Here is a 12,856-nt window from a genome sequence, read left to right as displayed (position 1 = left end):
CAAGGCAAGCTCGACATCGGCTATTTCCGGCCGACGGCTTAGTTATTCCCACCTGAGGACGACCACCGGATGGATAGGTCGCCGCGTGCAAGGTCAGGCCCAAGCGGCGCTTTTGATCTCAAATGTGGAGCTCTCTGGCTCGACTGTTCTGAGCTTGAAAGGGTCGATTGACCAAGCTCAGATTGAGCCGTAGCTTCAGATAGCGTGCGGCCTGGTTGTTTCAGCAGAGGCTCGCCTTGAGGGTACCGATGGCTGGCAGTGACGATGCGCGTCTGCCCAAGCAGGTAGGTCAGCCGGCGGCGCATCATTCTGCGTCGGCAACAGTGCGGCGACGCGAGCTTCTCATTGCCGTCTCGACGCTCGCAGCATTCTTCGGATTGCCCGCCGCGGCCCGTAGCCAGGTCGCCTTGAGCAGCGCGATCGAGCCCGGCGCGTTTCGCGAATTGACAGGCATACTGACGGGCATGTCGCCGAGCGACGCCACGCTGCCGGAATTGTTCCTGCAGGCATTCTCCGCTGACGCCGCCGATCTCGGAAAACTGCATGCGATCGTGACGGAACAGCCCGAGACAGAATGGGACAGCGCGATTGCGTCGGCGGGGCTGAAACCGCTGTCGGAATCGCTCATCCAAGCCTGGTATACGGGTAGCATCATGCACGGCTCGGAAGAACGCGTCCTTACCTATCTCGATGCGTTCGTCTGGCATGCCTGCGGTTACACCAAGCCGCCGACGCGATGCGACACGAATTTTGGCGCGTGGGCGAACGCACCGCCGCCCGGACGGTTTTCCGAATGACCGCGCCGGCGTCCGCCGATGTCGTGTTTGTCGGTTCAGGCGTAGCCGCGGCGCTTGCCGGCGCGGCTATCGCGAAAGCAGGGTTCAGCGTGCTGTTCCTCGAGGCGGGACCGCGCGTCGATCGCGGCACCGCTGTGACACGATTCCAGTACTCGTCCGCGAAGGGCCAGAACTCGCCTTACCCCGACCAGCCCTATGCGCCGCAGCCGGAAGAATCCGACTTCTCCGCCTACTATGTCGAGGCTGGGCCGGACACCTTTAGGGGACAGCAGGCGAGGATCGTCGGCGGCACCACGTGGCACTGGGGCGGGCTCGCCGCACGGTTCCGGCCAAACGATTTCAAGATGCGCTCGAAGTTCGGCGTCGGCGTCGATTGGCCTATCGCCTATGGCGACATGGAGCCGTGGTATCAGGCCGCCGAGGAAGAGATCGGCGTCGCGGGCGACGACACTGCCGATTTCGGCGCGCCGCGCTCAAAGTCGTTTCCGATGCCACCGATCCCCATGACCTATGCCGACAAGCAGGTCGGCATCGCTGCCAAGGCGCTCGGCTACTCGGTGTTGCCATTTCCACAGGCGCGCAATTCGGTGTGGCGGGATGGCCGCCCGCAATGCTGCGGCAATGCGAGTTGCGTGCCGATCTGCCCCATCCAGGCGAAGTACGACGCGACGCATCATCTCGCCATCGCGGAGCGCGCCAGCGCGCATGTCGAGCCGCAGGCCGTGGTGCACGAGCTAGTCGTCGGTCCGGACAAACGCATTGCCGAAGTGCGTTACCGTCGCCCAGATCGCAGCGAGGGCAGCGCGACCGGAAAAATTGTGGTCATCGCGGCGCATACCATTGAGACGCCAAAGCTGCTACTGCTTTCGACGGGAGACAATGCGCCGACGGGCGTGGCGAACAGTTCCGACCAGGTCGGCCGCAATCTGCTGTCGCAGATCGATGTCGGCATTCAGGGACTGACCAGGGATCCCGTGTTCACCTATCGCGGACCGGTCTCGACCGGTGGCATTGCCGAGCTTCGGGACGGCGATTTCCGCAACGAGCGTGCGGCCATCGGCATCTCGCCTTCCAACGAGGGCTGGGCGCGGGCGGTCGGTCCGTTCCAGGCTGCGACGACCTTCATCAAACAGGGCCTGCGCGGCGATGCGCTGAAGGCGGCAGTCCGTTCGCACGTCGCGCGGGAGCTGATCATTGGCAGCTCTGCCGAAATGCTTCCCAATCCGGACAATCGCGTGACGCTGAGCAATCAGATGGACGGGATCGGCATTCCGCGGCCGAACATCGCCTTCAAGTCTGACGACTACACGGCGCGCGGGCTGGCGGTCGCGCGCGATGTGCAGAACAAGCTCATGGCTGCACTCGGCGCCACGCAGATCAAGCAGCTCGGCCCGATCGCTGACAGCGCGATCATGGGCGGCACGACACGCATGGGAGATGACCCGCTCACCTCGGTCGTCGACAGGGACCTGAAGAGCCACGACCATCCAAACCTCTACATCGTTGGCTCGTCCGTCTTCCCGTCCATCACGGCGAATGCGCCCACGCTCACCATTGCGGCGCTCAGTGCGCGCCTCGGCGCGCATCTCATCTCCCTGCTGAAGGCGTAGATGTCATGCGCGGGCGGGGCACTGTTTTCCTCGGTTTTGTCTCCGCAATGATGCTCGACGCACGGCACGGCTTGGCGCAGGCGCCGGCGAACTGGCAGACAAGTTTCGGCGTCTCAGCCTCGGAGACGAAGGAGCGGATCGTTGCGCTGCACGACCACATATTGCTGATCGGCGTCTGCATCGTCGCGCTCGTCGCCATGCTGATCGGTTTCGCGCTCTTGCGCTTCCGGGCGGGCCGGCACCCCACGGCGTCAAAAGTCACGCGCATGCCCTGGCTGGAATTCGGCTGGACTATCGCGCCGGTGCTGGTGCTGGGCGCGATCGCCGCGCCGTCGCTCCAGCTGCTCGCCTATGAGAGCGATATTCCCGACGCACAGTTGACGATAAAGGCCAGCGGCCATCAGTGGTTCTGGCGTTATTCCTATCCCGACAATGGCGGCTTCGCATACGATTCCATCATGTTGCCGCCGGCCTCCGTTCCGGCCGGTGAACCGCGTCTGCTAGCGGTCGACAATCGCATGGTTGTCCCGGTCGGCGCTGTCGTGCGCATACAGGTGACATCGTCGGACGTCGTGCACTCCTTCTTCATGCCGGCACTGGGCCTACAGATTTACGCCATGCCCGGGCGCCTCAACGAAACCTGGACACGCGTCGAGAAGCCGGGCGTCTATTACGGGCAGTGCAACCAGATCTGCGGTCTGAACCACTCCTTCATGCCGATCGCGATCGAGGCCATGGCGCAACCTGATTTCGACGCCTGGGTGCGGGACGCTGCAACGCGATATCCGGTCGTCAGGGCCGCGACTATATCAGCGCAGGTGGCGAAATGAGCGCCATCGAACATAGGCGCGAGTGCCGGTCGATTGCGGCTTGGCTGTTCACCACCGACCATAAGGCGATCGGCACGCTTTATCTCGGATTCGCGATCATGGCGGGGACGCTGGGCGGCGCGATCTCGGGCTACATGCGGCTCGAACTGGCGCGGCCGGGCATGGACTATGTCGTCAACGGCCAGTCCTGGAACGCGCTGATCACCGCGCATGGCCTGATCATGATCTTCTACATGGTGATGCCGGCGTTGATCGGCGGCTTCGGCAACTGGTTCGTCCCGCTGATGATCGGTGCGCGCGACATGGCCTTTCCGGGACTGAACAGTCTCGGCTTCTGGTTGCTGCCGCTGTCCTTGATCATGCTGATCGGATCGCTGCTGGTCGGCGACGGAACGGGTACCGGCTGGAGCCTCTATCCGCCGCTGTCGGGCATAGACGGCCAGCCCGGACCGTCGGTCGACATGACGATCCTCGCGCTGCACTTGGCCGGCATTTCTTCCGTGATCAGCGCGATCAATTTCGTCACTACCATCCTTAACATGCGCGAGGATCGCTTGCCGCTGTTCGGCATGCCGCTGTTCGTGTGGTCGATCCTGATTTCGTCGCTCATGCTGCTTCTCGCCATGCCGGTGCTGGCGGCCGCGCTGGCGATGCTGCTTGCCGACCGCAATTTCGGCGGCGCCTTTTTCGATCCAGCCGGCGGCGGAGACCCGATGCTGTTCATGAACCTCTTCTGGTTCTTCGGCCATCCGGAGGTCTACATCATGATCCTGCCGGCCTTCGGCATCATCAGCCAGATCGTCTCGCGGTTCTCAGGTCGCCAGATTTTCGGTTATCCCGGCATGGTGCTGGCGATGGCATCAATTGCGGCGCTGGGTTTCATCGTCTGGGCGCACCATATGTTCACCGTAGGTGTAGGCTTCGCGCCGCGTGCCTTCTTCACGCTGGCCTCGATGGTAATAGCGGTGCCAACCGGCATCAAGGTGTTCGCCTGGATTGCCACGATGTGGGGTGGGTCGATCCGCCTCACCGTGCCGATGCTGTGGGCGCTGGGCTTCATCATCATGTTCACGGTCGGCGGCACGACGGGGATCGTGCTTGCCAATGCCGGCGCGGATCAAGTGCTGCACAACACCTACTACGTCGTCGCGCATTTCCACTATGTGCTGAGCCTCGGCGCGACCTATGCGATCTTCGCGGGCTTCTATTACTGGTTCCCGCGCATGACCGGACGCATGTTCCCGGAGTGGGTTGGACGATTGCATTTCTGGTGCTTCTTCATCAGCACCAACGTTCTGTTTTTCCCGATGCATTTCCTCGGACTGGCAGGAATGCCACGGCGCATCGCGGATTATCCGGACGGTTTCTTGGGCTGGAATATGATTGCGTCGCTCGGCGCTGTGCTCGCGCTCGCCTCCACGCTGCTGTTCCTGGTGATGCTTGCGGTCTCGCTGCGGCGTGGCGCGCCGGCCCCCCGCGATGTGTGGGGCCCGGCTTTCACGCATGAATGGGATGACGATCCCGAGATGGCGCGTCCGCGTGGCACGGCGGGCGCGGAGGCAGGCGCGTGAGCAAGACTGTCACCGAGGTCGGCGGCACGGATGGCCGATGGCCTGTCGCGATTGCTGTCTCGCTGTTCCTGCTAGCGTGCGCCGGTCTCGCGCTCTTCCACCCGTCGCTGTTCGGCACGCTGGCCGGCAGCATCGCGGTACTCGGTCCGCTCGTGATCGCGGTGGGGCTTCTGCCATTGTTCATCGCTCTGACAGCGTGGTCGCGGGCGACGAGTGGTGAGCGTGCGAATGGTCCGCAAAACACCTTTGGCCCGAGGATCGCGATCATCGCCTTAATCGCGTCCGAGGTAGCGTTCTTCGCCGCCTTGTTCGCCGTCTACCTACGATACGCGATCTATCCGGAGATCGCGGGGTTCAGCTCATGGCCACCTACGCCGATGCGCCCCGACGACCCTTGGGGCGGCCCGCTTCTCAACACAGTGATCCTCCTCGCGTCGGGGGTCTGCGTCGCAGCGGCGCATGACTGGCTTCTGAAAGAGCGATGGCAGCTTTCCTCTATCGGGCTTACCGTGGCGATCGCGCTCGGCGGCGTGTTCGTCGGCCTTCAGCTTCGGGAATTCAGCCTCGCCTCGGTGGGATTCCGCGACGGTGTCTATCCCTCGATCTTCTTCCTTACGACTGGCTTCCACGGCCTGCACGTCGTTATCGGCATCTTGTTGCTGTCGATCGCCGCATATCGGGTGATCCGCGCGCGCTCAGCCGGCGGCGGCGGCTTCATCACGACGGCGGCATCCTGGTACTGGCATTTTGTCGATGCGGTGTGGCTTCTGCTGTTCGCCGTCTTCTACGCTTGGGCCAGCTAGGAGCGTACCGACGCGACGTCGACTAGCATCGGCATTGCTGAAACATATCTGGGAGCCGGCTGAGGGCGGCCTTCGCGGTTCAAAGTTGCATAGAAGCAAACTTAAAAGCACCCAGAAGAGCTGCCTCTGGCGGAAGTGACCTTACTCCATGGTCGATCAGTTTCCTGCAGGATCAAGTAGTGTAGTAGCTCCCGTCCTCGATCATCAATGACCAAGCATATCTCAAGCTGTAGTTGCAAAAGAATTGCGGCCGTGGTTTTGCCTAAAGGCACGTTGCGTTTCAGGATGAGGGCCGCAATGGCAGAGGTCATTCAATTGATCCCGAACTTGCCGTAAAGGCGGTGGCGTCTTCCGTGCACGATGCCATAGCGACTCGCGATGGGTTGCGCGGCTGGAACACGAGCCAGGTGACCGGCGACGGCAAAGTAGGGAGCGAATGGACGCTGTCCTGTGAAGGTGCGCCCGACTTCAGCTGGCGCGTTGACCGTAGCGACGCGTCGGGCGGCTGTGGACCTGCACGCAGGGTCCAGGCGACTCGGTCGGCACCATGGTGGAATACGTATTTGAGGACATGCCGGACGGGCGAACGCACCTCTCGCGCAAGCATGGCGGCTGGCCGCACCGCGAGGGCAATTTCCAGAAGTGCAACACGCTGTGGGGCGCGATGCTGTTCCAGCTCAAACGTTTCGTCGAGAGCGGCAAACCCGCGCCTGTCCATGTGGGCGATCTCGGTGAAGGTCAACCCGTCGGGCGACATCGTGACCATTCCGAACCTGCCGGAAAACCTGCTCGACCCGGCCGGCGTGCCGAACGGCATTTCGTCCAAGGTGATTATCGATGCAACGACACCTGTCGCCCCCGACCGGCGCGACGACTATGGCGAGGAACTTGACACGCCTGAGGGCACGGACGCGTGGCGCGAGAAGCTGGCCGACCTTTTGGGCATGGAGCGGCGGCAGGCGGAGGCTTTTCGCGACCTGGAGCGCGGGCAGTTCATGGCGCTCGGCCCGGCGCTGTCTCGCCGTCCGCTCGGCTTGCGCATCGGCCCGACCGACACAAGTCCGCGCAATGGCGCCCCGCGGCTGATGCCGCTGCCGGAAGCCGCGCTTGAGGACGCCCGCGCCATCATCCTGGCAGCCCCGCCGCCCGAAACCGTCCGGCCGCCGCGCCGGTCGTCGCCGGACCTGCTCGATCAGCTGATGGCGGCAAAGTCGGCGGCGCTGGAAATCCGCCCCGAACCGGTAGAGCCGCCAATCAGCGCCGAGGATCTGGCGGAGCGGCGTGAGCGCGTCGACCGCGTCCTGCGCGCCGTGCTGGCGCAGCCCGATGCGGGGTTCCGGGTCATCGGTGTGCTCTATCAGGAGTTCGTGGTCCGCTGCGGCATCGAGGGCCTCGCCTCGGCCGTGCCCGACCTGCCCGCCTTCCGCCGCATGCTGACGCGCGCCCGCGCCGGCCTCGGCTCCGACATGGCCGGCGATGACGCCTGGCAGGACGTCTCGGCGCGCGCCTCGCTGCTGCCCGAGGATATGCAGGGCGTGTTCATGATGATCGCCCGCGCCGCCAAGGAAGGCTGGCCCTGCCCGAGCGATGCGGCGATCGCCCGCGCCTACGGCTCGCACTCGCTGCGCCGCGCCCGGCGACTGCTGACCTATATCGAAGAGCAGGGGCTGATCGTGTGCCAGCTTGATGGGCTTGGTCGGCGGATCGTGACGCTGGTGGAACTCGCCTGGGCAACGGCACCGGGGGATCCTAATGCGGAGGAGGTTGAGCAGGGGCGTTTGGCGGTGTGAGAGCTGATGCGGTCTGGGCGAAAGCTGACGTCGCTCAACGTCAGCAAAGCGCCGCCAAGAGCGGTCATCGCCCGAACGCTACTCAGACGTCGCGTTTCGGTCGATAGCGGACTGGCACTGAGGCTTGGATTTTTTTTGGAAGCGGACCTTGGCCTCTGTGGGCATCGACGTAATCTGACCCGCTCCGGACCTTCGTGTCGATTCGTCGGAGGGGCTGCAATAATGCAATAAATGGATAGCGGACTTGCAGGAAATGGATAGCGGACTTGCAGGCAGGTAACCGCGAGGTCCTTGGTACCCGTGAAGGATGTGTAGTGCGGTCAGGCTGCTTGCCGTCCCATCTGCGGTCGCCGCCTGAGGCGGAAGACGATTCTGACGCACCACCAACCTCCAACGGGTTGATCCGGACCTGGTGCCGCGACATGTTTGGTGTGAGATCGGAGCAGCGTTGCTTCAAAAGGCCGCCGCCTTTGTTCTCGACGTCGTGGGCCAGGAGAGGTTCATGAGTGCTCTAGCCCAGTGCCGAGCGTTGCTGGCCGCGTTTCTCGCGAGTGCTGCCGCCTTCGTTTCGACATCGGCGCCCGCCCAGGACCGCGCAGCCGAGCGTGCGGCCATGATCGAGACGATAAAGGCACACGCCCGCTCCGGGGGACACAGTATCGATCCGGCGGTGCTCAAGACGATGAGCACAGTGCCGCGCGAGCGTTTCGTACCCGAGGCGCAGCGCGGCGCGGCCTATCATGACCGGCCCTTGCCGATCGGGCACGGTCAGACGATCTCGCAGCCCTTTATCGTCGCGCTTATGACCGACCTGATCAATGTTCGGTCTGGCGACACCGTCCTCGAGATCGGCACCGGCTCGGGCTATCAGGCAGCCGTCCTGTCGCCCCTCGCCGCCAAGGTTTACTCGATCGAGATTATCCCGGAACTAGGCAAGAGGGCAGCGGCACGACTTGCGGTGCCCCGCTTCGACAACGTCGAGGTGAAGGTGGACGACGGCTACTACGGCTGGCCTGAGCACGCGCCCTTCGACGGCATCGTCGTGACCGCGGCTGCCAGCCATATTCCGCCGCCGCTTGTCGAGCAGCTCGCTGAAGGAGGTCGGATGGTCATCCCCGTGGGAGGCCCCTTTGCAACCCAGTTTCTCATGCTCGTCGAGAAGCGACGAGACGGAGGCATTACGACCCGGCAGCTGCTGCCGGTGAGCTTCGTTCCGCTGCGGGGAGGTCCCTCCCGGTGAGGGCGGGCCGCATGCTACCAGTCGGTCTCATTTCGGCAGCGGTTCTCGGTTATGAATTGCTGCTGATGCGATTGTTTTCGATCGTTCAATGGCACCATTTTGCCTACATGATCATCAGCATCGCGCTCTTGGGCTTCGGCGCTAGCGGTACGTTCATTGCGCTTGCCCAGCGCTGGCTAGTGGAGCGCTACCCGGCTGCTTTCGCGGCGTCGGCAGCGCTGTTCGGCATGACCGCGGTCGCCAGCTTCGCCATCGCCGAACGTCTGCCGTTCAACGCGCTCGAGATCATCTGGGATCCGCGACAGCTCGGTTGGCTCGCGGCCAACTATGCGCTTCTGATCCTGCCGTTCTTCTTTGGCGCGACCTGCGTCGGCCTTGCTTTCTGCCGCCATCCCGGACAGATCGGACGCGTCTACGCCTTCGACTTGGCCGGCGCAGGGATCGGTGCGCTGGGTATCGTCGGGCTCCTGTTCCTGGTCTTTCCATCTACGGCGCTGCGTTTCGTTGCAGCGCTGGCATTCGCGGCGGCTGCCTTTGCCGCGTTCGGCATGGTCCGCCATCGGTGGCTCGCAGCGGGCGGCCTTGGGTTGGCAGCGGCGTTCGTTGCAGTATCGCTACCGCCGTCCTGGGTGGCCCCCGAGCCGCATATGTCGCAGTATAAGGGCCTCCGCATAGCCCTGGAGGTTCCGAACGCGCGGGTGATCGAGGAGCGGTCGAGCCCGCTCGGGTTGCTGACGGTTGTCGAGAGCCCGACCATCCCCTTCCGTTATGCGCCTGGCCTCAGCCTTGCCAATACCCAGGAGCCGCCTGCGCAACTCGCCGTCTTCACCGATGGCGACAGTATTGCGGCGATCACCGCCTATGGAGGCGATCCGGCGAAGGTCGCCTATCTCGACCGTACAACGGCGGCGCTGCCGTACCGCATCCTCGAGCGGCCGCGGGTGCTAATCCTCGGCGCCGGGGGCGGCGAGCAGGTGCTGCTGGCGCTGCGCGCCGGGGCCGATACCGTGGATGCGGTAGAGGTCAACCCGCAAATGATCGACTTGGCTCGGAATCGCTTCGCCGACTTCGCTGGCGGTATCTTCAGCCGACCGAACCTGCGCTTGCATTTGGCCGAGGCGCGCGCCTTCGCTGCGACTGCTGGCGAGCGCTACGAGCTGATCCAGATGCCGCTCCTCGATTCCTTCAGCGCCGCCGCGGCCGGCGTGCAGAGCTTGCATGAAAATTACACCTATACTGTGGAGGCAATGCGGGATTACCTCGCGATTCTCGGACCAGATGGTGTCGTCGCTATCACCCGATGGCTGCGAGTGCCGCCGCGTGATAGCCTTAAGCTGTTCGCCACCGCCACAGCAGCGCTCGAGGCGGAAGGCGTGGCCGAGCCGGACCGGCACCTGGCGCTGATCCGGAGCTGGAATACCGCAACTTTGCTCGTCGCCAAGTCGCCGTTCAGAGGCGAAGACATTGCGGCCATTCGCAGCTTCGCGGCCGAGAACTTCTTCGACATCTCGTGGGTGCCAGGCATCTCCGCGAGCGACGTGAACCACTTCAACCAGCTCGATCAGGAATATCTCTACGAGGGAGCCCTCGCGCTCCTCGGCCCTGAGCGCGCCGACTTCATCGAGCGCTACAAGTTCGCCATCGCACCGGCCACCGACAATCGGCCCTATTTCTTCGACTTCTTCCGCTGGCGCGCCCTGCCCGAACTCCTAGCACTGCGCACCCAGGGCGGGGCAGCGATGCTCGACTGGAGCTACCTGATCCTCGTGACGACTCTGGTCCAGGCTGCCATCCTCAGCGCCGTCCTGATCCTCCTGCCGCTATGGATTCGCAGAGACGCGCTCGGGAAAGCTTTGCACCGGCTGCGCTTCGGGCTCTACTTCCTTGCCTTGGGGCTAGCCTTCCTCTTCATCGAAATCGCCTTCATCCAGCGCTTTGTGCTGTTCCTCGGTCATCCGTTCTACGCTGTCGCTGTCGTGCTTGCGGGCTTCCTCGCATTCGCCGGTCTCGGTAGCGCTGTTGCCGCACGCTGGGCCGCGGCGGTTGGGCGCGGGTCGGCGGTGCGCGGCATCGCCTTCGCTGTCGGGGTTATCGCGGTCCTGGCTGCCACCTACCTTCTCGCGCTGCCCTCAGTATTCGAAAGGCTGCTGGCGTTCCCGGACGCAGCTAAGATCGTGATCGCGCTCCTTCTCATAGCGCCGCTCGCTCTTTTTATGGGCATGCCGTTTCCCCTCGGCCTCGGGCATGTCGGCGCGCGTTCGGAGACATTCATTCCCTGGGCGTGGGGAATCAACGGCTGTGCGTCCGTGCTGAGCGCGATTCTCGCCACGCTGCTTGCAATGCATGTAGGGTTCTCTGGCGTCGTGATGATCGCTGTGGTCCTTTATCTTGTCGCGCCAGCCTTGCTTGCAAATCGGCTCACGATCCGAACCATGATCCCTTTCTGGTTGTGAAGTTCTTCACTGCTAGCCGGGGCGCCATCGACCAGATCACCTCCGCACTTGACCCCGAATTGGTTGCCGAGGTGCTCCGCCGACGGCATAACGCTCTTGATGGTCACCCAATGCAATGCGTCTCGCCAGCCGCGCCGTCTTCATACATGAAGGCCGCATCCACGAGATCGGCCCGCCCGGCAAGGTCTTCGCCAGCTCTAACACGCCCGAGCGCCGCCCATTTCCTCGGCGTCAATTAATCCGGTGACCGGACTAGATGCGTGTCGTCTATTTGGCCCGCTCGACGTTGCAATGGTGAGCCTGGCGGGCTCGGGTTCGGCGGCACGCCATTTGACGGCTTCGCGGTCCTTGTCCGGAAATAGCGCAACCGCGACTTCCAGAGTAGTCGCCGACTATGTCCGCTTCCAGGCGGTGGCAAAGCTGACCTTAACGGCCGAGATGCTGACCAAAGCTGTCATGCGCGGCTCCGTTTGCGAGAGTCTGCTTCGGGTCAAAGCAACTGCTCGCCTCAGCACCCCTACCGATCCTCAATAATCCGCAAATAAGCCGCCGTGACGAACAGCACGATCAGCCCGAACAGTATCCGCCGCGCGCCTTCCGGCATTTGCAGGATGGTCAGCAGCGTCGTCAGCACGGTGAGGATCAGCGCGCCGATGATGGTGCCGGTGTAGCCGCCGCGGCCGCCGAAGATCGAGGTGCCGCCGATCACTGCCGCGGCCACCGAAGGCAGCACCAGCGGCTCGGCCAGCGACAGCGACGGCGCCTTGATCAGGCCGATGTAGAGCAGGCCGGTGATGCCGGCGAGCACGCTGGAGATGACGTAGAGCGCTGTGATGACCTGCCAGTAGCGGACGCCGGACAGGCGCGCTGCGCTTTCATTGTCGCCGACTGCGTAAAGTAGGCGGCCAAAGCCGGTGCGGTTCAAGGTGAAGACGATGAGGACGGCGATCGGCACGAACAGCAGCAGCGCGTTGGGCACGCCATAGGTGAGGCCAGTGCCCAACCAGGCCAGGAAGGGCGGAATCTTGGCGCCCGAAGCGATGACGGTGCGCTGATAGACCTGCAGGCAGCCGGTGCCGATCAGGCTGGTGCCAAGCGTCATGATCAGTGGGTGCACGCGAAAGACGCCGACGCCGATGCCGTTGACCAGGCCGATCAGCACCGCCGGCACCAAGGCGATCAGGATCGCCACCGCCGGGTCATGGTTGACGACCTGCGTCGCCATGATGAAGGCGCTCATCGTCGCCACGGTTCCGACCGACAGATCGATGCCGCCGGTCAACATGGTCATGGTCTGGCATCCGGCCAGAATTGCCAGCGGAATGGCGAACTTGACCGTGTTGGCAAGCCACCGCTCGTTGACGATGCCGGGGCGCAGGATCTGCAGGACCACCACCAGGATGACCAGCAGGATGATCAGCGGGATCAGCGGCCGGTCGGCCATGAAGCGCTTGAGGCGGCGGCCGAAGGGGACCGGTTGGATCGCGGTTGTGCTCATGAGGTTGCTCGCGATTGGGGTGGCGCGATGTTGGTGCGCTTGCCGGGAGATGGCGCTCTACGGCGCCCCCCTCTGTCCTGCCGGACATCTCCCCCACAGGTGGGGAGATTGGCAGCTTCGGCGCCTCGCTCATTCTTGCAACGTCGACAATTGGCGAAAGCCGTCGCGCCGTCCAATCTCCCCCTAAGTGGGGGAGATGTCCGGCAGGACAGAGGGGGGCGCCGTGGATCGCCGACTTCGTAAACCAGCCTCACGGCACCTCTC

At 63.8% G+C, this 12,856-nt stretch carries 9 protein-coding genes and 2 pseudogenes; 9 read left to right on the top strand and 2 right to left on the bottom strand.

The genetic code is table 11. The annotated features are described in order from the left end of the window. Positions 1-248: 248 nt before the first annotated feature. The 5 genes from AC0L15_RS22135 to AC0L15_RS22115 are packed head-to-tail and all read left to right on the top strand — an operon-like array spanning position 249 to position 5,611. Positions 249-797 carry a sugar dehydrogenase complex small subunit gene (locus AC0L15_RS22135; protein ID WP_128173635.1) on the top strand — a complete coding sequence of 183 codons (549 nt, stop codon included), beginning with the start codon at positions 249-251 and terminating at the stop codon, positions 795-797. Then, positions 794-2,407 carry a GMC family oxidoreductase gene (locus AC0L15_RS22130; protein ID WP_128173634.1) on the top strand — a complete coding sequence of 538 codons (1,614 nt, stop codon included), beginning with the start codon at positions 794-796 and terminating at the stop codon, positions 2,405-2,407. The genes AC0L15_RS22135 and AC0L15_RS22130 overlap by 4 nt, the downstream gene beginning before the upstream one ends. Positions 2,408-2,412: 5 nt before the next feature. After that, positions 2,413-3,237, top strand: a complete 825-nt coding sequence (gene coxB, locus AC0L15_RS22125; RefSeq protein ID WP_287248370.1) for a cytochrome c oxidase subunit II — start codon at positions 2,413-2,415, stop codon at positions 3,235-3,237. Next, on the top strand, positions 3,234-4,808 hold the full coding sequence (locus tag AC0L15_RS22120) for a cytochrome c oxidase subunit I (protein ID WP_287248373.1): 1,575 nt from the start codon (positions 3,234-3,236) through the stop codon (positions 4,806-4,808). Before coxB ends, AC0L15_RS22120 begins: the two co-directional genes overlap by 4 nt. Continuing rightward, positions 4,805-5,611, top strand: a complete 807-nt coding sequence (locus AC0L15_RS22115; RefSeq protein WP_473497056.1) for a cytochrome c oxidase subunit 3 — start codon at positions 4,805-4,807, stop codon at positions 5,609-5,611. The genes AC0L15_RS22120 and AC0L15_RS22115 overlap by 4 nt, the downstream gene beginning before the upstream one ends. Positions 5,612-5,918: 307 nt before the next feature. Here the strand turns inward: AC0L15_RS22115 and AC0L15_RS22110 are convergent, their stop codons facing one another. Continuing rightward, positions 5,919-6,368: a hypothetical protein gene (locus AC0L15_RS22110; RefSeq protein WP_473497054.1), complete on the bottom strand. Its 450-nt coding sequence runs from the start codon at positions 6,366-6,368 to the stop codon at positions 5,919-5,921. Between the two features lie 166 nt (positions 6,369-6,534). Here AC0L15_RS22110 and AC0L15_RS22105 point away from each other — a divergent pair. The 4 genes and pseudogenes from AC0L15_RS22105 to AC0L15_RS22090 all read left to right on the top strand — a co-directional run. Further along, positions 6,535-7,401 (top strand): annotated as a pseudogene (locus AC0L15_RS22105) (ATP-binding protein); the annotation flags it as partial. 502 nt (positions 7,402-7,903) lie between these two features. Continuing rightward, the gene (locus tag AC0L15_RS22100) at positions 7,904-8,641 is read left to right on the top strand and encodes a protein-L-isoaspartate(D-aspartate) O-methyltransferase (protein WP_128168629.1); all 738 of its coding nucleotides are present in this window, start codon (positions 7,904-7,906) and stop codon (positions 8,639-8,641) included. Between the two features lie 227 nt (positions 8,642-8,868). After that, positions 8,869-11,094: an SAM-dependent methyltransferase gene (locus tag AC0L15_RS22095; protein ID WP_473497052.1), complete on the top strand. Its 2,226-nt coding sequence runs from the start codon at positions 8,869-8,871 to the stop codon at positions 11,092-11,094. A 29-nt stretch (positions 11,095-11,123) separates the two neighbouring features. Then, positions 11,124-11,341, top strand: a pseudogene (locus tag AC0L15_RS22090) (amino acid ABC transporter ATP-binding protein); the annotation flags it as partial. Positions 11,342-11,611: 270 nt separating this feature from the next. On the opposite strand, the gene AC0L15_RS22085 reads toward AC0L15_RS22090, so the two are convergent. Continuing rightward, on the bottom strand, positions 11,612-12,592 hold the full coding sequence (locus tag AC0L15_RS22085; RefSeq protein ID WP_287248380.1) for an ABC transporter permease: 981 nt from the start codon (positions 12,590-12,592) through the stop codon (positions 11,612-11,614). Positions 12,593-12,856 lie beyond the last annotated feature (264 nt).

This window comes from Mesorhizobium sp. WSM4846 (genome assembly GCF_055811415.1).
This window is presented reverse-complemented; position numbering and strand designations above follow the sequence as displayed.